Annotated in this window: 20 protein-coding genes; all 20 read right to left on the minus strand. The window is 58.9% G+C overall.

Annotation, left to right across the window (positions count from 1 at the left end):
• Position 1: 1 nt before the first annotated feature.
• On the minus strand, positions 2-778 hold the full coding sequence (locus LOY53_RS26580) for a DeoR/GlpR family DNA-binding transcription regulator (protein ID WP_027592080.1): 777 nt from the start codon (positions 776-778) through the stop codon (positions 2-4).
• Positions 779-955: 177 nt separating this feature from the next.
• Positions 956-2,323, minus strand: a complete 1,368-nt coding sequence (glmU, locus tag LOY53_RS26585) for a bifunctional UDP-N-acetylglucosamine diphosphorylase/glucosamine-1-phosphate N-acetyltransferase GlmU (RefSeq protein WP_252826292.1) — start codon at positions 2,321-2,323, stop codon at positions 956-958.
• A gap of 122 nt (positions 2,324-2,445) precedes the next feature.
• Complete coding sequence (locus LOY53_RS26590) at positions 2,446-2,865, minus strand: F0F1 ATP synthase subunit epsilon (protein WP_016489909.1); 420 nt, start codon at positions 2,863-2,865, stop codon at positions 2,446-2,448.
• 43 nt (positions 2,866-2,908) lie between these two features.
• On the minus strand, positions 2,909-4,285 hold the full coding sequence (gene atpD / locus LOY53_RS26595) for a F0F1 ATP synthase subunit beta (RefSeq protein WP_016489910.1): 1,377 nt from the start codon (positions 4,283-4,285) through the stop codon (positions 2,909-2,911).
• A 27-nt stretch (positions 4,286-4,312) separates the two neighbouring features.
• Positions 4,313-5,173, minus strand: a complete 861-nt coding sequence (atpG, locus tag LOY53_RS26600; RefSeq protein WP_016489911.1) for a F0F1 ATP synthase subunit gamma — start codon at positions 5,171-5,173, stop codon at positions 4,313-4,315.
• Between the two features lie 48 nt (positions 5,174-5,221).
• Positions 5,222-6,766 (minus strand): F0F1 ATP synthase subunit alpha, encoded by a 1,545-nt coding sequence (atpA, locus tag LOY53_RS26605; RefSeq protein WP_099430841.1) that lies wholly within the window; start codon positions 6,764-6,766, stop codon positions 5,222-5,224.
• Positions 6,767-6,787: 21 nt separating this feature from the next.
• Entirely contained in the window at positions 6,788-7,324 is a 537-nt protein-coding gene (locus LOY53_RS26610) for a F0F1 ATP synthase subunit delta (RefSeq protein ID WP_003253191.1), read from the minus strand.
• Between the two features lie 12 nt (positions 7,325-7,336).
• Positions 7,337-7,807, minus strand: a complete 471-nt coding sequence (locus LOY53_RS26615) for a F0F1 ATP synthase subunit B (RefSeq protein ID WP_003253189.1) — start codon at positions 7,805-7,807, stop codon at positions 7,337-7,339.
• A gap of 57 nt (positions 7,808-7,864) precedes the next feature.
• Positions 7,865-8,122, minus strand: coding sequence for a F0F1 ATP synthase subunit C (atpE, locus tag LOY53_RS26620; protein ID WP_003097235.1), 258 nt, complete (start codon positions 8,120-8,122; stop codon positions 7,865-7,867).
• Between the two features lie 142 nt (positions 8,123-8,264).
• Positions 8,265-9,134, minus strand: a complete 870-nt coding sequence (gene atpB, locus LOY53_RS26625) for a F0F1 ATP synthase subunit A (RefSeq protein ID WP_016489912.1) — start codon at positions 9,132-9,134, stop codon at positions 8,265-8,267.
• Positions 9,135-9,150: 16 nt separating this feature from the next.
• Positions 9,151-9,558 carry a F0F1 ATP synthase subunit I gene (locus LOY53_RS26630; protein ID WP_027592077.1) on the minus strand — a complete coding sequence of 136 codons (408 nt, stop codon included), beginning with the start codon at positions 9,556-9,558 and terminating at the stop codon, positions 9,151-9,153.
• Between the two features lie 148 nt (positions 9,559-9,706).
• Entirely contained in the window at positions 9,707-10,579 is an 873-nt protein-coding gene (locus LOY53_RS26635) for a ParB/RepB/Spo0J family partition protein (protein WP_027592076.1), read from the minus strand.
• 9 nt (positions 10,580-10,588) lie between these two features.
• Positions 10,589-11,380 carry a ParA family protein gene (locus tag LOY53_RS26640; protein WP_027592075.1) on the minus strand — a complete coding sequence of 264 codons (792 nt, stop codon included), beginning with the start codon at positions 11,378-11,380 and terminating at the stop codon, positions 10,589-10,591.
• Between the two features lie 18 nt (positions 11,381-11,398).
• The gene (gene rsmG / locus LOY53_RS26645) at positions 11,399-12,049 is read right to left on the minus strand and encodes a 16S rRNA (guanine(527)-N(7))-methyltransferase RsmG (protein WP_186679315.1); all 651 of its coding nucleotides are present in this window, start codon (positions 12,047-12,049) and stop codon (positions 11,399-11,401) included.
• Positions 12,046-13,938 (minus strand): tRNA uridine-5-carboxymethylaminomethyl(34) synthesis enzyme MnmG, encoded by a 1,893-nt coding sequence (gene mnmG / locus LOY53_RS26650; RefSeq protein ID WP_085272138.1) that lies wholly within the window; start codon positions 13,936-13,938, stop codon positions 12,046-12,048. Before mnmG ends, rsmG begins: the two co-directional genes overlap by 4 nt.
• A gap of 855 nt (positions 13,939-14,793) precedes the next feature.
• The gene (gene mnmE, locus LOY53_RS26655; RefSeq protein WP_027592072.1) at positions 14,794-16,164 is read right to left on the minus strand and encodes a tRNA uridine-5-carboxymethylaminomethyl(34) synthesis GTPase MnmE; all 1,371 of its coding nucleotides are present in this window, start codon (positions 16,162-16,164) and stop codon (positions 14,794-14,796) included.
• 82 nt (positions 16,165-16,246) lie between these two features.
• Entirely contained in the window at positions 16,247-17,929 is a 1,683-nt protein-coding gene (gene yidC, locus LOY53_RS26660) for a membrane protein insertase YidC (protein ID WP_252826294.1), read from the minus strand.
• A 2-nt stretch (positions 17,930-17,931) separates the two neighbouring features.
• Positions 17,932-18,177 carry a membrane protein insertion efficiency factor YidD gene (gene yidD, locus LOY53_RS26665; RefSeq protein WP_075046823.1) on the minus strand — a complete coding sequence of 82 codons (246 nt, stop codon included), beginning with the start codon at positions 18,175-18,177 and terminating at the stop codon, positions 17,932-17,934.
• Positions 18,170-18,574: a ribonuclease P protein component gene (rnpA, locus tag LOY53_RS26670; protein WP_077068714.1), complete on the minus strand. Its 405-nt coding sequence runs from the start codon at positions 18,572-18,574 to the stop codon at positions 18,170-18,172. The genes yidD and rnpA overlap by 8 nt, the downstream gene beginning before the upstream one ends.
• Positions 18,575-18,587: 13 nt before the next feature.
• Positions 18,588-18,722 carry a 50S ribosomal protein L34 gene (rpmH, locus tag LOY53_RS26675; RefSeq protein ID WP_003253163.1) on the minus strand — a complete coding sequence of 45 codons (135 nt, stop codon included), beginning with the start codon at positions 18,720-18,722 and terminating at the stop codon, positions 18,588-18,590.
• Positions 18,723-19,318: the final 596 nt, after the last annotated feature.

The raw sequence follows: 19,318 nt of genomic DNA on the forward strand, positions 1-19,318 counted from the left end.
TTCATTGCTCCTGGCTGATCGCGGCGCAAATCAGGTTGATGCCGCGGGCTTGAATTTGTTCGCGTGCCGCTGCGGGCAGGCGTTCGTCAGTAATGAGGGTATTCACGCTGCCCCACGGCAGCTCAAGGTTGGGGATTTTGCGCCCCACCTTGTCGGACTCGACCATCACGATCACCTCACGGGCGACCTCGGCCATGACTCGGCTCAGGCCCAGCAGCTCATTGAAGGTGGTGGTGCCCCGGTTGAGGTCGATGCCATCGGCACCGATGAACAGCTGATCGAAATCGTAGGAGCGCAGCACCTGCTCGGCAACCTGCCCCTGGAACGATTCGGAGTGCGGGTCCCAAGTACCACCGGTCATCAGCAATACAGGCTCATGCTCGAGATCGCTGATGGCGCGGGCCACGTTCAAGGAATTGGTCATCACCACCAGGCCAGGCTGTCGGCCCAGCTCGGGAATCATCGCGGCAGTGGTGCTGCCACTGTCGATGATGATCCGCGCATGTTCGCGGATACGCCCTACCGCCGCGCGGGCAATGGCCTTCTTGTAAGCAGACACGGGCTGGGCCGGCTCACCGAGCAGCTCTTGCGGCACCGGTACCGCACCGCCATAGCGGCGTAGCAACAGGCCGTTGGTTTCCAGGGCGGCGAGGTCTTTGCGAATGGTCACTTCCGAGGTTTCGAAGCGCTTGGCCAATGCATCCACACTCACCTCCCCTTGCTCACTGAGCATGGCCAGGATGTTGTGGCGGCGTTGAGGCGTGTTACGTTTCGACATGAGCGCTTAAGTTTCGTTTCGAAAGATAATGGTTGCAATCAAAACCTAAGACGCTCGTCCCGTCAAGCAGTCGCTGCCCTGTGGATAGTTTCGTCCCGTGTAGGAGCGCAACTCACCCCAAAAAAAAGCCGGCTTATTCACATAAGTCGGCTTTCGATCGAAACAGCTGTGGGTAACTCAGCTCTTCTTGATTTTCTCCGGCCGCTTCCAGCCCGAGATGTTGCGCTGACGCGCGCGGCCCACAGCCAGGTCGGCGGCTTCGACGGTCTGCGTGATAGTAGAACCGGCTGCCGTGGTCGCGCCGGCCTTGATTTCCACAGGCGCCACCAGTGAGTTGTTCGAACCGATGAACACGTCCTCACCCATCACGGTCTTGAACTTGTTGGCGCCATCATAGTTGCAGGTGATGGTGCCTGCGCCGATGTTGGTGCGCGCGCCGATTTCGGCGTCGCCCAGGTAGCTCAGGTGGCCTGCCTTGGCGCCTTCGCCCAGATGAGCGTTTTTCAGCTCGACGAAGTTACCCACATGGGCCTTGGCATCCAGCACGCTGCCTGGGCGCAAGCGAGCGAACGGGCCGGCATCGCTGCCCTCGCCCATCACCGCACCTTCGATGTGGCTGTTAGCCTTGACCACCACACCCTTGCGCAGGGTGCTGTTCTTGATCACGCAGTTGGGGCCGATCTCTACGCCGTCTTCGATGACCACCTGGCCTTCGAGGATCACGTTGATGTCGATCAGCACATCGCGACCAACGGTCACTTCACCCCGTACATCGAACCGCGCCGGGTCACGCAGGGTGACGCCCTGAGCCATCAGGCGGCGGCCTGCGCGCAGCTGATAGTGGCGCTCGAGCTCGGACAGCTGGCGACGGTCGTTGGCGCCCTGCACTTCCATCGGGTCTTCAGGTTGCTCGGTGGCAACCACCAGGCCATCGGACACCGCCATGGCGATGACGTCGGTCAGGTAGTACTCGCCTTGGGCATTGTTATTCGACAAGCGGCTCATCCAGTCCGCCAGGCGCGCCGCAGGCAGGGCCAGAATGCCGGTGTTGCCTTCCTTGATCGCTTTCTGCGCGTCGCTGGCATCCTTGTGCTCAACGATGGCCGTCACCTTGCCTTGCTCGTCACGCACGATGCGGCCATAGCCGGTCGGGTCTTCAAGGGTGACCGTGAGCAAGCCCAGCTGTCGATCATTGGCCTTGGCCAACAGGCGCTGCAAGGTCTCCACTTCGATCAACGGCACATCACCGTACAGCACCAGTACGGTGTCAGCGGTCAATGCTGGCAGCGCCTGGGCCACGGCATGGCCTGTACCCAGCTGCTTGTCTTGCATGACAAAGTTCAGATCGTCAGCTGCCAGGCGCTCACGCACCTGCTCGGCACCATGGCCAATGACCACGTGGATACCTTGCGGCTGGAGTTGACGCGCGCTGTGGATAACATGGCCAAGCATGGAGTTGCCGGCAACCGGGTGCAGCACCTTAGGCAGCGCCGAGCGCATGCGGGTACCTTGGCCGGCGGCGAGAATAACGATATCGAGTGACATTACTGGCTACCAATCCTGGGCGGTCAGTGAAATGACCGGGGGGAGAAATTCGGAAAAAGAAAAAGGGTAGCCGAGGCTACCCTTTTACTCAATCGCAACAGAAGTGATCAGCCCAGGGCCGATTACTTGCCTTTGCGCATTTGCTGGACGGTACGCAGCTGAGCTGCGGCCTCGGCCAGACGTGCGGCGGCGGCGCCGTAGTCGAAGTCCGCGCCTTTCAGATTCAGGGCGTTCTCGGCAGCCTTGAGGGCTTCCTGAGCCTGAGCTTCATCCAGGTCTGCAGCACGTTGCACGGTATCGGCAAGCACCTTGACCATGTTCGGCTGAACCTCGAGGAAACCACCAGAGATGTAAAACACCTCTTGGGCGCCACCCTGCTTGGTCAGCGTGATCGGACCTGGCTTCAGATTGGTGATCAGCGGCGCGTGGCCCGGAGCGATACCAAGATCACCCAGGTTACCGTGCGCAACCACCATCTCGACCAGACCGGAGAAAATCTCTCCTTCCGCGCTGACGATATCGCAATGGACTGTCATAGCCATCTGCTTGCCTCAACCTGATAGCGCCCCTTGCGGGGCGCAGGAATTACAGTTTCTTGGCTTTCTCGATCGCTTCGTCGATGCTGCCGACCATGTAGAACGCTTGTTCTGGCAGGTGGTCGTAGTCACCTTTGAGGATGCCGCTGAAGCCAGCGATGGTGTCTTTCAGGGAAACGTACTTGCCTGGCGAACCGGTGAAGACTTCGGCCACGAAGAACGGCTGCGACAGGAAGCGCTGGATCTTACGAGCGCGGGCTACCAGTTGCTTGTCGGTCTCGGACAGTTCGTCCATACCCAGAATGGCGATGATGTCTTTCAGCTCTTTGTAGCGCTGCAGAACATACTGAACGCCACGCGCGGTGTCGTAGTGCTCGTTGCCGATCACGTTCGGGTCCAGCTGGCGCGAAGTCGAGTCCAGTGGGTCGACCGCTGGGTAGATACCCAGGGAGGCGATGTCACGGGACAGAACGACGGTGGCGTCCAAGTGGGCGAAGGTGGTCGCTGGCGACGGGTCGGTCAAGTCGTCCGCAGGTACGTATACGGCCTGGACGGAGGTGATCGAACCTTCCTTGGTGGAGGTGATGCGCTCTTGCAGAACGCCCATCTCTTCAGCCAGGGTCGGCTGGTAACCTACTGCCGAAGGCATACGGCCCAGCAGTGCGGATACTTCAGTACCGGCCAGGGTGTAACGATAGATGTTGTCGACGAACAGCAGAACGTCGTTACCTTCGTCACGGAACTTCTCAGCCATGGTCAGGCCAGTCAGCGCTACGCGCAGACGGTTTCCTGGTGGCTCGTTCATCTGACCGTAGACCAGCGCTACTTTGTCGAGAACGTTGGAGTCCTTCATCTCGTGGTAGAAGTCGTTACCCTCACGAGTACGCTCACCCACACCAGCGAACACGGAGTAACCGCTGTGTTCCATGGCGATGTTACGGATCAGTTCCATCATGTTTACGGTCTTGCCGACACCGGCACCACCGAACAGACCAACTTTACCACCCTTGGCGAACGGGCAAACCAGGTCGATAACCTTGATGCCGGTTTCCAGCAGGTCGTTGCCGCCTGCCTGGTCAGCGAACGAAGGCGCTGGCTGGTGGATACCGCGACGCTCTTCTTCACCGATCGGGCCGGCTTCGTCGATCGGGTTGCCCAGTACGTCCATGATACGGCCCAGGGTGGCCTTACCAACAGGAACGGAAATGGCAGCGCCGGTGTCGACGACATCCAGACCGCGCTTCAAGCCTTCGGTCGAGCCCATCGCAATAGTACGAACCACGCCGTCGCCCAGCTGCTGCTGAACTTCGAGGGTGGTTTCCGCGCCTTGTACTTTCAGCGCGTTGTATACACTCGGCACGACGTCACGTGGGAATTCCACGTCGATGACGGCGCCGATGATTTGAACGATACGTCCGCTACTCATAGCTGGATCCTCTGAATATGTGAACCGTTAAACCGCGGCAGCGCCGCCGACGATTTCCGAGATCTCCTGGGTGATCGCAGCCTGACGCGCCTTGTTGTAGATCAACTGAAGCTCTTTGATCAAATCACCGGCGTTGTCTGTGGCGTTCTTCATGGCGATCATCCGGGCCGCTTGTTCAGCAGCGTTGTTCTCGACCACCGCCTGGTATACCTGCGACTCCACGTAACGCACCATCAAGCCGTCCAGCAGCTCTTTTGCGTCGGGTTCGTACAGGTAATCCCAGTGATGCTTGAGATCCTGATCCGGGGTTGCCACCAACGGTACCAATTGCTCGACCGTTGGCTTCTGGGTCATGGTATTGATGAACTTGTTCGAAACCACGGAGAGGCGATCGATACGGCCGTCCAGGTAGGCGTCCAGCATCACTTTGACGGAGCCGATCAGATCGTTGATCGATGGCTCTTCGCCCAGGTGGCTGATCGCGGCTACGACGTTGCCGCCAAAGATGCGGAAGAAAGTCGCACCCTTGCTGCCGATCACGCACAGGTCGATTTCCACGCCCTGTTCGCGGTTTGCGTTCATGTCCTTGACCAGGGCCTTGAACAGGTTGGTGTTCAAGCCACCGCACAGACCACGGTCACTGCTCACCACGATATAACCGGTGCGCTTAACAGGGCGCTCGATCATGAAAGGGTGGCGGTATTCCGGGTTGGCGTTGGCCAGATGACCGATCACCTGGCGGATACGCTCCGCGTAAGGACGGCTAGCAGCCATGCGCATTTGTGCCTTGCGCATTTTGCTGACCGCCACTTTCTCCATGGCGCTGGTAATTTTTTGCGTGCTTTTGATGCTCGCAATCTTACTGCGAATCTCTTTTGCGCCTGCCATGTATCACCTATCAGGTTAGCAAGCGGGGGCCTGGGCCCCCGCTGCGGCTTACCAGGTCTGGGTGGCCTTGAACTTCTCGATACCGGCTTTCAGGCCAGCGTCGATTTCGTCGTTGAAGTCACCCTTCACGTTGATCTTCGCCATCAGTTCAGCGTGATCACGGTTGAAGAAGGCGATCAGTGCTTGCTCGAAGCTACCGATCTTGGAGACTTCTACGTCAGTCAGGAAACCACGCTCAGCGGCGTACAGCGACAGGGCCATGTCCGCGATGGACATTGGCGCGTACTGCTTCTGCTTCATCAGCTCGGTAACGCGCTGACCATGCTCCAGCTGCTTGCGGGTCGCTTCGTCCAGATCGGAAGCGAACTGGGCGAATGCAGCCAGTTCACGGTACTGAGCCAGAGCGGTACGAATACCACCGGACAGCTTCTTGATGATCTTGGTCTGAGCGGCACCACCTACGCGGGATACCGAAACACCGGCGTTCACTGCAGGGCGGATGCCCGAGTTGAACATGGCCGATTCCAGGAAGATCTGACCGTCGGTGATCGAGATCACGTTGGTCGGAACGAACGCGGAAACGTCGCCAGCCTGGGTTTCGATGATCGGCAGCGCGGTCAGGGAACCGGTTTTGCCAGTCACAGCACCGTTGGTGAACTTCTCGACGTACTCTTCCGAAACGCGCGATGCACGCTCCAGCAGACGGGAGTGGAGATAGAACACGTCGCCTGGGTACGCTTCACGTCCTGGTGGACGGCGCAGCAGCAGGGAGATCTGACGGTAGGCAACGGCCTGCTTGGACAGGTCATCGTAAACGATCAGTGCGTCTTCACCGCGGTCACGGAAGAACTCGCCCATGGTGCAACCGGCGTATGGCGCCAGGAATTGCAGTGCGGCGGATTCCGAAGCACTGGCAACCACCACGATGGTGTTTTTCAGTGCGTCGTTTTCTTCCAGCTTGCGAACGATGTTGGCAACGGTGGAGCGCTTCTGGCCGACAGCAACATACACACAGAAAATACCGGAGTCTTTCTGGTTGATGATGGCGTCGATGGCCATGGCGGTCTTGCCGATCTGACGGTCACCGATGATCAGCTCACGCTGGCCACGGCCGACAGGGATCATGGCGTCAACGGACTTGTAGCCAGTCTGTACAGGCTGGTCTACCGACTTACGCCAGATCACGCCTGGAGCAACTTTCTCGACCGCGTCGGTCTCGGTGTTGCCCAACGGGCCTTTGCCGTCGATCGGGTTGCCCAATGCGTCGACGACGCGACCCAGCAGTTCCTTACCAACCGGAACTTCCAGGATGCGGCCGGTGCACTTGGCGCTCATGCCTTCGGCGAGGGTGTCGTATGCACCCAGGATCACTGCACCTACGGAGTCTTGCTCCAGGTTCAGGGCCATGCCGTAGACGCCGCCAGGGAACTCGATCATTTCGCCGTACATGACGTCGGCCAGACCGTGGATCCGCACGATACCGTCGGAAACCGAAACGACGGTACCTTCGTTACGGGCTTGGGAGCTCACATCGAGGTTGTCGATGCGGCCCTTGATGATTTCACTAATTTCGGAAGGATTGAGTTGCTGCATTGCTCTGCTGCCCCTTCAAACTCAAGATTTCAATGCTTCGGCCAGTTTCGCGATTTTGCCGCGAACAGAGCCATCGATTACCAGGTCACCAGCGCGGATGACGACGCCGCCAATCAGGCTGGCATCCTCCGACGCGTGCAGGCGCACTTCCTGGCCTAACCGTGCACTGAGAACCTTGGCGAGTTTGTCTTGCTGTTCTTGGTTCAACGCGAAGGCACTGGTGACTTCCACGTCCACGGATTTCTCTTGCTCGGCCTTGTACAGGTCGAACAGAGCGGCAATCTCCGGCAGAAGCAGGAGACGGTCGTTTTCCGCGGCAACATGAATGAAATTCTGTGCCTGTGCATTGAACTTGTCACCGCACACGTCAATGAACGTGGCGGCCTTTTCTGCGCTCGTCAGTCGCGGGGCCTTGAGCAGGCGCTGCATGGTGTCGTCTTGCGACACCGCAGCAGCCAGGCCGAGCATGGCTGACCAATTGGCCAGTTGCTGATGGGCCTGGGCATGCTCAAAGGCAGCCTTAGCGTAAGGTCGGGCCAACGTGGTCAGTTCTGCCATGATCGCCCTCGCTTAAATTTCAGCGGCCAGTTTGTTAACCAGCTCCGCATGCGCGTTTTGATCGATTGTGGCGCCAAGGATCTTTTCAGCACCGCCAACGGCCAGAGCACCCACTTGGGCACGCAGGGCGTCTTTAGCGCTGTTCAGTTCCTGTTCGATCTCGGCCAGAGCCTGAGCCTTCACACGGTCAGCTTCGACGCGGGCCTGTTCACGGGCTTCCTCGACAAGCTGAGCAGCGCGTTTCTTGCTTTGCTCAATGATTTCGGCTGCCTGTGCTTTAGCTTCACGCAGTTGCTGACCCGCTTTCTCTTGGGCCAGCTCCAGGTCGCGAGCTGCGCGGTTGGCAGCGTCCAAGCCATCGGCAATCTTCTTTTGGCGCTCTTGCAGAGCAGTGATGACCGGAGGCCATACGTACTTCATGCAGAAGAGTACAAAAATCAGGAAAGCAACGGATTGGCCAATCAGGGTTGCATTAATGTTCACGCCAACACCTCGCTCGGTCTTAATTCATACAGCAAATCAACTCGTGGTGACGAGTGATTAGCCGGCGATCTGACCAACGAACGGATTCGCGAAGGTGAAGAACAGAGCGATACCAACACCGATCATGGTTACGGCGTCGAGCAGACCGGCAACGATGAACATTTTAACCTGCAGCATCGGAACCATTTCTGGTTGACGAGCAGCGCCTTCCAGGAATTTGCCGCCCAGCAGGCCGAAACCAATGGCGGTACCCAGAGCACCCAGGCCGATCAGCAGAGCAACAGCGATAGCGGTCAGACCAACTACAGTTTCCATCTTTCCTCCCGACTTTTACGTCGTATTGGTTAGGTTTTTAGTTTGAAGCGGTAAAACAAATCGTGAGTACAGCTGCCCTTGCGGACTTTTTAAGCCCTCCCCCCGTACCGGCGAGGAAGGCTATCAGACACGCCAGGCGGTCTTAATGGTTATCTTCGTGCGCCATCGACAGGTAGACGATGGTCAGCATCATGAAGATGAAAGCTTGCAGGGTGATGATCAGGATGTGGAACACAGCCCACGCCCATTGCAGCACCACACCCAGGCCGCTCAGCCAGAGCAGGCCGGAGCCGAACATGACGGCGATCAGGATGAACACCAGCTCACCGGCGTACATGTTGCCGAACAGACGCAGGGCCAGCGAGATCGGCTTGGCGATCAGGGTGACGAATTCGAGCAGGAAGTTCACCGGGATCAGCAGGATCTGAACAAAGATGTTCTTGCTGCCGAACGGGTGCAGGGTCAGCTCACCGATGAAGCCGCCCAGGCCCTTGACCTTGATGCTGTAGAAGATGATCAGGGCGAACACGCTGAAGGCCATGGCCAGGGTCGCGTTCGGGTCGGTGGTCGACACGGCGCGGAACGGAATGTGCGGATCACCGGAGATCAGGATGGCCAGCTGAGGAATCCAGTCGACCGGTACCAGGTCGACGGCGTTCATCAGGAATACCCAGACGAAGATGGTCAGCGCCAGCGGTGCGATCACCGGGCTACGGCCGTGGAAGGAGTCCTTCACGCTGCCGTTGACGAAGTCGACCATCACTTCGACGAAGTTCTGCAGACCGCCAGGTTGGCCGGAGGTCGCCTTCTTCGCCGCCATGCGGAAGATGAACAGGAAGATCAGACCCAGCGCAACGGACCAGCCCAGGGTGTCCAGGTGGAACGCCCAGAAGCCCATTGCCTTGGCTTCTGCAGCCGAATGGGCGAAGCCCCAGCTGCCGTCTGGTAGTTGACCGTAGGTCAGGTTCTGCAAGTGGTGCTGGATATAGCCCGAAGCGGTTTCTGCTGCCATGGTTGCCTCAAACGCCCTAAGGTCTCGAAAGTCTTTTATTCATTAGCAGTGGCGCGAACCAGCTGACCATTAGGGTCAGCAGGAAGACGCCGAATACTGCTAACGGCGCCAATGGCTTCACTCCTGCGAAGGTCAGTGCAAACAGCACTGCCGTCAAAATCATTTTGCCTGCCTCGCCAGCGTAGAACGACTTGACGATGGCCTGCGCTGCCCGGGCTCCGCTGAAGCGAAATGCCTTCCAGGCGAAATACACATTGGGTAGCCAGGCAATCAAACCTCCGCAGAGACCTGAATATCCACTGACCGCCCCTTTCCACTGCCACAACACCAACGTTGCCAACAGCAGTACAACACATTGAGTCAGCAGTACCGGAAAAACCGCCCAGCGATGGAAAGGCAAGCGGTTTGGCGTGCGTATTTCCATCACAACTGCTCCTCGGAAGTCGACCAACAAGTCAGCTATGACTTGGCATAATTTGTGCCGACAAAATGCGCGCAGAGTATAGGGGTGGATTAACCCCTATTCAACTCTTCGTAGTGATTTCCGACTGCGCGCTACAACAGGAATTGTTTCAGCGGATGTGAGCAAGGACGCCTTGCAACTCGTCAAGCGAGTTATAGCGAATAACCAACTGGCCCTTGCCCTTGTTGCCATGACGGATCTGTACGGCAGAGCCCAGGCGCTCTGCGAGCCGCTGTTCAAGGCGTGCGATATCCGGATCAGGTTTGCTCGGTTCGACCGGATCAGGCTTGTCGCTGAGCCACTGACGCACCAGTGCCTCAGTTTGGCGCACGGTGAGGCCACGTGCGACAACATGACGCGCCCCCTCTTCCTGACGATGCTCTTCAAGACCGAGCAAAGCGCGCGCATGACCCATCTCCAGGTCACCATGGGCGAGCATGGTCTTGATCGCTTCAGGCAGGGTGATCAGGCGCAGCAGGTTGGCCACGGTAACCCGCGACTTGCCCACGGCATCCGCTACCTGCTGCTGGGTCAGTTCGAACTCCTGCTGCAGGCGCTGCAGCGCGAGGGCCTCTTCCAGGGGGTTGAGGTCTTCGCGCTGGATGTTTTCGATCAGCGCCATGGCGATGGCCGTTTCGTCCGGCACTTCGCGGACCATGGCCGGCACGGTGTCCAGGCCAGCCTGCTGGGTGGCGCGCCAACGGCGCTCACCGGCGATGATCTCGTAGCGGTTATCGGCAATCGGGCGAACCACGATCGGCTGCATCACGCCATGGGTGCGAATCGAATGCGCGAGTTCTTCCAGCGCCACCGGGTCCATGTCGCGACGCGGCTGGTACTTGCCACGTTGAATCAGCTCGACCGGCAGGTGTTGCAGTTCTTTCTGGTCGATCTTGACAGCCTGCTCTTCGAGCGCGCTGACGGAAGGACCACTGAGCAGTGCATCCAACCCACGTCCGAGACCCCGTTTCTTAACGGCCATACGGATTCCTTAAGTTGTTTGTGCAGTGCGGGATGGACGGCGCTGACGGCGTACCAGTTCCCCAGCCAGGGCCAGATAAGCCAGCGCGCCACGCGATTGCTTGTCGTAGGCCAGGGCCGGCATGCCAAAGCTTGGGGCCTCGGCCAGGCGAATGTTGCGCGGGATGACCGTGTCGTACAGCTGCTCGCCGAAGTGTTCCTTGAGCTGGGCCGAAACATCGTTGTTCAGGCTCAGGCGCGGGTCGAACATGGTCCGCAACAGGCCTTCGATCTTCAGCTCCGGGTTCAACCGGGCGGCGATGCGCTTGATGTTATCCACAAGGTCACTGAGACCTTCCAGTGCGTAGTACTCGCACTGCATGGGGATAATGACGCCATCGGAGGCCACCAACGCGTTCAGCGTCAGCATCGACAACGACGGCGGACAGTCGATGAGAATGAAGTCGTAGTTCTCGCGGATCGGCGCCAGGGCGTTGCGCAGGCGGCTTTCCTTGACCTGCATTTCCAGCAGCACCACTTCGGCGGCGGTCAGGTCACGGTTGGCCGGCAACAGCTGGAAACCACCGTGCTCGGAGTAATGCATGGCCTGAGCCAGGTCGCATTCCCCGATCAGCAGGTCGTATACCGAGTGCTCGAGCTCGTGCTTGTCGACACCGCTGCCCATGGTGGCGTTGCCTTGCGGATCGAGGTCGATCAGCAGCACACGACGTTTGGTCGCGGCCAGCGAAGCGGCGAGATTGATACAGGTGGTGGTCTTGCCCACACCACCTTTCTGGTTCGCGATTGCGAATACCTTAGCCATTGATGCGCGTGTTCCCAGTCATGCCTTGCGGCGCAGTATCAGCAGATGGCGCTGGCCCTGGCAACCCGGAACGGTCAGGGCCTGCTCGCTTTCCACTGTGAAGTCTGCGGGCAATGCTACCAGTTCATCGGCAGGATGCAGCCCCTTCATTGCAAGCCATTGCGTCCCGGTGTCGCCCAGATGGCGGGTCCAGTTGGTGAAGTTCTCCATGCTGCTGAAGGCACGAGAGATGATTCCGCTGAACGGTTGCGCCGGTTTGAATGCTTCGACCCGGCTGTGGATAACCTGCAGGTTGTCCAGCTTGAGTTCCATTTTGACTTGGGTCAGGAAGCGGGTCTTCTTGCCATTGCTGTCCAGAACCGTCACTTGCTTGTGCGGGTGCAGGATAGCCAAGGGTATGCCTGGCATGCCACCCCCACTGCCGACATCCAGCCAGTTATCGCGCTCGCTGTGGATAAACGACATGACGCTGAGGCTGTCGAGCAGATGCCGCGAAACCATCTCGTCCGGGTCGCGCACGGCAGTCAGGTTGTAGGCCTTGTTCCATTTGATCAACAGGGCCAGGTAGCCCAGCAGCATCTCGTGCTGCTGCGCGCTCAGCTCGATGCCGAGCTGGCGCGCGCCTGTGGACAATTCTTCGGCGTGTTGCGGGGTGACCAGGGAACTCAAGCGCTTTGCTCCAATTCGCGGCCTGCGCCGCGTTTTTTCAGATGAATCAGCAGCAGCGAAATGGCCGCTGGTGTCACACCAGGGATACGCGAAGCCTGGCCCAGCGTCTCGGGACGGGTCTGGCCAAGCTTGCCCTGGATTTCCTTCGACAGGCCAGAAATCGTGGTGTAGTCGATATCCACAGGCAGGCGGGTGTCTTCGCTGGCGCGCAGCCGAGCGATTTCGTCCTGCTGGCGGTCGATGTAGCCCGCGTACTTGGTCTTGATCTCGACCTGCTCGGCGACCTGTGGATCAATTTCATCACCACCGGTGGCCTCGATCAGGCCGGCGTAGTCGATTTCCGGCCGCGCCAACAGGTTGAGCAGGCTGTATTCGTGGCTCAACGGCGTGCCGAACTTATCCACAACTGCCTGGCCCTGAGGGGTATTCGGCCGAACCCAGGTCGACTTCAGGCGCTGCTCCTCACGCTCGATGCCGTCACGCTTGGCGCAGAACGCGGCCCAACGCTGGTCATCGATCAGGCCCAGTTCGCGGCCTTTTTCGGTCAGGCGCAGGTCGGCGTTGTCTTCGCGCAGGATCAGCCGGTACTCGGCACGCGAGGTGAACATGCGGTACGGCTCCTGGGTACCCAGGGTGATCAGGTCGTCGACCAGTACGCCGATGTACGCCTCGTCGCGGCGCGGGCACCAGCTTTCGCGGCCTTGCGCACGCAGTGCAGCGTTGGTACCGGCCAGCAGGCCTTGTGCACCGGCTTCTTCGTAACCGGTGGTGCCGTTGATCTGGCCAGCGAAGAACAGGCCGCCGATGACCTTGGTCTCGAGGCTGTACTTCAGGTCACGCGGGTCGAAGTAGTCGTACTCGATGGCGTAGCCCGGGCGCACGATGTGAGCGTTTTCCATGCCGCGAATCGAACGCACCAGCTCCAGCTGCACGTCGAACGGCAGCGAAGTCGAGATGCCGTTGGGGTACAGCTCATGGGTGTTCAGGCCTTCCGGCTCGATGAAGACCTGGTGGCTTTCCTTGTCGGCAAAACGGTGGATCTTGTCTTCGATCGATGGGCAGTAGCGCGGGCCAACACCTTCGATCACACCCGAGTACATCGGCGAACGGTCGAGGTTCGACGCGATGATTTCGTGGGTGCGGGCGTTGGTGTGGGTAATCCAGCAGCTCACCTGGCGCGGATGCATCTGCGCGTTGCCCATGAACGACATGACCGGGATCGGCGTATCGCCCGGTTGTTCGGTCATGACCGAGAAGTCTACCGACCGGCCATCGATGCGCGGCGGGGTACCGGTTTTCAAACGGCCTACGCGCAGCGGCAGTTCACGCATGCGGTGCGCCAGGGCAATCGAAGGCGGATCGCCGGCGCGACCGCCGGAATGGTTTTGCAAACCGATGTGGATAAGGCCACCGAGGAAGGTCCCGGTCGTCAGCACCACGGAGTCGGCAAAGAAGCGCAGGCCCATCTGGGTCACCACGCCTTTGACTTGGTCCTGTTCGACGATCAGGTCGTCGCAGGACTGCTGGAATATCCACAGGTTTGGCTGGTTTTCCAGGATTTCGCGAACCACAGCCTTGTAAATGGCGCGGTCAGCTTGCGCTCGGGTGGCGCGTACGGCCGGGCCTTTGCGGTTGTTCAAAACGCGGAACTGGATGCCGCTCTTGTCGGTGGCCAATGCCATGGCACCGCCGAGCGCATCGATCTCTTTGACCAGATGGCTTTTGCCAATACCGCCAATCGCGGGGTTGCAGCTCATGTGACCGAGGGTTTCCACGTTATGGGTCAGCAGCAGGGTTTTCACACCCATGCGTGCAGACGCAAGCGCAGCCTCGGTACCGGCATGGCCGCCGCCGATGACGATCACTTCAAAACGGGAAGGGAAATCCACCACGCACCTCGTGCCTGTTTTTGCGAATAGAGAAGGTAAGCGGACAAGTATAGGGACTTACCCCCTTGCAAAGGAACCGCTTGCGCAAAATTTGATCAGGCTGTGGATGAGTGGCAGACAACAAAAACAACGAAGAGAGATTTAAAGAAGCTTTGTTTTTATGTTTATTCTTATGCACACACCTTTCTGTGGATAAGGTTCTAGATCCCTTATTTGGCGCTGTGTACAGAGAAATTAAACCCTGTTATCCAAGTGCCATAAGGCCTCTGGATAACGCCCTTTAGCCTGTGGATTAAAGTGCTACTTATGCACAGACGGTTTTTTCCTCAAGAAAAAGAGGGGGTTATCAAGAGAGCTGATGGTGGGTTTTCCACAGGGTACAGCTGGGCCTTTTTTGTACCTGTTGATGAAAAAACCGGATTGTTGTGGCCGTTCGGCAATCCACAGACCGTCCCAGCGGGTCGGTGGGCCGAAAAGGTTGTTCAGCAAGTTGGGGTGAAGGCAGCCAGGTGCTTGTCTTGGGTTATGAGGGACGGCGTAAATCGAGCGCCGCCCGCGCGGCGCTTCGCAGCACAAGGCTGCTCCTACATCGGTTTCGGCCAGTAATGCCTGTCCCAGCGCGCGCGACCGCCTTGTTTGTTCCACACGATATTGAGCTAGGCGCCAAGGGGCCGCGCGCCTCTGTCTCAGGATTGACTGGCCCGATAAAAATGTAGGAGCAGCCTTGCGCTGCGAAGCGCCGCGCGGGCGGCGCTCGATCTCAAGGGCGCAAAAACTCCACCGCCAATCACCCAAAAAAAAGCCGCTCCCGGAGGAGCGGCCTGGTGTTGCGAGTGCCTTTTGAAGGCCTGTGGATTACTTACCGATGCAGAAACTGGAGAAGATGCGCCCCAACAGGTCATCCGAGCTGAACGCCCCTGTGATCTCTCCCAGGGCCTGCTGAGCCTGTCGCAGGTCCTCGGCCAGCAGCTCACCGGCCCCCGCCAGGGTCAATTGCGCGCGGCCATGCTCCAGGTGATCGCTGGCCTGGCGCAGGGCATCGAGGTGCCGCCGGCGGGCGCTGAAACCGCTCTCTGCGGTTTGTTCATAACCCATGCAGGCCTTGAGGTGGTCGCGCAGCAACTGCAGACCACTGTCGTCGTCCTTGGCGCTGAGGGTGATGGTCACATGGCCGTCGTCACACTGTTCCAGGCCCACGGCCTCACCACTGAGGTCAGCCTTGTTGCGGATCAGGGTGACTTTGCCAGGGTCCGGCCGCTGATCGAGGAACTCAGGCCAGAGGGCGAACGGGTCTGCGGCTTCCGGGGCTGTGGAATCTACCACCAGCAATACACGATCCGCCTCGCCAATAGCCTTGAGCGCCCGCTCGACGCCGATCTTTTCCACATGGTCATCGGTATCGCGCAGGCCTGCAGTATCGACCACGTGCAACGGCATGCCATCGATGTGGATATGTTCACGCAGAATGTCGCGGGTGGTGCCGGCGATGTCCGTGACGATGGCGGCTTCGCGACCGGCAAGCCGATTCAGCAGGCTGGATTTACCCGCATTCGGACGGCCGGCAATAACTACGGTCATGCCATCACGCAGCAAAGCGCCCTGCCCGGCTTCGCGTTGCACTGTGGACAACTCGCCACGCACCGCGTCCAGCATCGACAGCACGTGGCCATCGGCGAGGAAGTCGATCTCCTCCTCAGGGAAGTCGATCGCCGCTTCGACATAGATCCGCAACGCGATCAGCGCCTCGGTAAGGCTGTGCACACGCTTGGAGAACTCACCTTGTAGCGAACGCAAGGCATTGCGCGCGGCCTGGCTGGAGCTGGCTTCAATGAGGTCGGCGATCGCCTCGGCTTGCGCCAGGTCGAGCTTGTCGTTGAGAAACGCACGCTCGCTGAACTCACCGGGCCGGGCCAGGCGGCAACCAAGTTGTACACAGCGTTGCAGCAGCATGTCGAGGACCACCGGCCCACCATGCCCCTGCAGCTCGAGCACATCCTCACCGGTGAACGAGTTCGGCCCCGGGAAGTACAACGCGATGCCTTCGTCCAGCACCAGGCCCTGGTCATCACGGAAGGGCCCGTAATGCGCATGGCGAGGCGTTAGGGTGCGGCCGGTGATGAGCTGGCCTGCCTTGGCCGCCAGAGGGCCAGACAAGCGGACAATGCCCACGCCACCGCGGCCTTGGGCGGTAGCGATGGCAGCGATGGTCTCACGCACAGTGTTCATGCTCGAAAGCCTCTACGACAAAAACGACAGATAGCAAAAACGCCCCACTAGGGGGCGTTTTTATTCACAGACTAGCAGCCCGTCAAGCAGCAGCTTTTTTAGTCGCTGCTTCGATACGGCGGGTGATGTACCACTGCTGCGAAATCGACAGGCAGTTGTTCACAACCCAGTACAGCACCAGGCCAGCCGGGAACCACAGGAAGAAGAAGGTGAAGATGATTGGCATCATTTTCATTACCTTGGCCTGCATCGGATCCGGCGGCGTCGGGTTCAGACGCTGCTGAATGAACATGGTTGCGCCCATGATGATCGGCAGGATGAAGAACGGATCCTTGATCGACAGGTCAGTGATCCACAGCATCCATGGGGCCTGGCGCATTTCTACGCTTTCCAGCAGTACCCAGTACAGGGCCAGGAATACCGGCATCTGAACCAGGATCGGCAGGCAGCCACCCAGCGGGTTGATCTTCTCTTTCTTGTACAGCTCCATCATCGCCTGGGACATCTTCTGGCGATCATCACCGAAGCGTTCCTTCAGCGCAGCGAGCTTCGGCGCCACGGCACGCATGCGCGCCATCGAGCGGTAGCTGGCAGCCGACAGCGGGAAGAACAGGCCTTTGATCAGCATGGTCAGGACGATGATCGACCAGCCCCAGTTACCCAGCAGGCTGTGGATATGTTGCAGCAGCCAGAAGATCGGCTGGGCAATGAACCACAGGAAGCCGTAGTCGACGGTCAGTTCCAGGCCTGGGGACAACTCTTTGAGCTTGGACTGGATCTTCGGACCGGCGTACAGCATGGCGCTGGTTTCGACCTTGCCGCCAGCAGGAACGCTGATGGCTGGGCCGGTGTAGCCGATGATGTAGTTGCCTTGGCTGTCCTTGCGGGTCTGGACAACGTTGTTGTCCGACTTGGCCGGGATCCAGGCAGTGACGAAGTAGTGCTGCAGCCAGGCGACCCAGCCGCCGGACACATTTTCTTTCAAACTACCTTTGTCGATGTCTTTCATCGACACTTTCTTGTACGGCTCGGCAGCTGTCCACAGGGCGGCGCCCAGGTAGGTAGCGGTGCCAGTGGCCGTGCTCGAAGACGGATCGCCACTGGCGTCACGCTTGAGCTGGGCAAACATGTTGCCGCTCCAGGCCTGGCTGCTCTGGTTGTCGATCAGGTAGCTGACGGTCAGGTCGTACTCACCGCGCTTGAAGCTGAAGCGCTTGATGTAGTTCACACCGTTGTCGCTGAACTTCAGGTCCACCACCAGTTGTTCCTGGCCATCGGCCAGTTGGTAGTTGCGCTGTTCAGCCGCGTACAGCGGGCGACCCGTGGAACGGGCGTCCGGGCCATTGGCGCCGGTCAGGCCGCTCTGAGCCAGGTAAACACGCTCGCCACCGTTGTCGAACAACTGGAACGGAATGTTCGGGTGGTCCTGACGGCGTGGGTACTTCGGCAGGTTCAGCTGGACGATGTCACCACCCACCGGGTCGATAGCCAGTTCCAGAACATCGGTCTTGACGCGGACCAGATCCTTGCTGAGTGCGACCGGTGCCAGTTCGGCAGGGCTCGATTCGGCGTTGGCGCTCGGTACATCGGCGCTGACACCGTTGTTACCGGCCGGCACGCCATCGGGCAAGCCCGGAGCAACAGTGCTGGCAGCAGTATTCTGAGTCGGCAGGGCAGCTTGGCCGTAGTCATCGTTCCACTTCAGGACCATGACGTAGGACACGACTGCCAGCGCGGCGATCAGGATCGTGCGTTTAATATCCATGATTACTCGGCTATCGAAGAAGTTCGGGAGGAAGGAGCGGGTGGAACGGGATCGAAACCGCCGTCGTTCCACGGATGACAACGCCCCAGGCGACGAACGGCCAGCCACCCACCACGCCATAAGCCATGGTTTTCGATGGCTTCGTAAGCGTAACAGGAGCAGCTGGGGAAGAAACGACAGTGACTGGCCATCAGAGGACTGATGGCATAACGGTAAAACTGGATCGGAACGAGTGCCAGTTTACGCATCTTGGCTGTCTACCCCTGCGGAATCGGCGCTAACCGCTGGAGAAGGCCGGCTGCGCGCCAGGCGTTTCCAGAGCTTGCCAAAGTGTTGATGCAATTCCGGGTTTTCTACCTCACCCAATCCCTTGCGCGCGACGATCACGATGTCCAGGCCAGCGAGTATCTGCTGGTTCAGACGAAAGGAATCGCGCATCAAGCGCTTGAGGCGATTGCGTTGAACGGCGAGCTTGACGCTCTTCTTGCCGATCACCAGGCCAAGGCGCGGATGATCGAGGCCGTTCTCGCGAGCAAGGATCAGCAGGTTTTTCCCTGGAACCTTGCCGGTTGGGGAGTCGAAGACCGCTTTGAAATGTCGGGGTGTAAGCAGTCGCTTTTCCCGACTGAAGTCCTGACTCACCACCTGTGCCGAAAAATCAAATGGCCAGACGCTTACGGCCTTTGGCACGACGACGCGACAGAACAGCGCGGCCGTTCTTGGTAGCCATACGAGCACGGAAACCGTGAGTGCGCGCGCGCTTGATGGTGCTTGGTTGGAAAGTACGTTTCATGGCGTGTTACCTGGGTTTGTCGACGACGGCCGGGATGGCCCCCTTTTTAAGAGACCGGCGATTCTAGAGAAAGCAAGCCAATAGGTCAATTTCCAACCAGTCATTCCTTATAGAAGGCGTGACCGGCTCGGTCGATCAGACGCTGCCCAGACACGGCCTTAGGGTGAACGCACATCGGGGGATAACATGAAAAAAAAGAAGAGACATTTAAAAAGCTTTCTTAAAGAACTTATAAATCTTAAGTGGATAACTTTCTGTGGATAACGTTCTACAGCCCAGAAATCGCGGGCTGTACAGAGTTTTGAAACCCTGTCGGTATCCGGTGCTGCGCTTGTGCTCCGCATGCGCAGAAGCTGTGGATTAAAGTGCTCATTATCCACAGGTGAATTATCCACAGATCTCAACCCAGGGTTGTGCATAGCCCTCAGGTGCGGTTATCCACAGAGCTTATGCACAGCGCAATAAAGCCGTTTTGGTCGATAAATGGCTGTTTTGTCATGGCTCCTAACGTATCCACATGTGGATAACTGATCGCTCGACCGGTACAATGGCGGTTTGTTTTTGCCTCATCCGGCTTTCAAACTCAGGGGATATCC

It is taken from the genome of Pseudomonas sp. B21-031 (assembly GCF_024748985.1).
Classification (GTDB): Bacteria; Pseudomonadota; Gammaproteobacteria; order Pseudomonadales; family Pseudomonadaceae; genus Aquipseudomonas; species Aquipseudomonas kermanshahensis.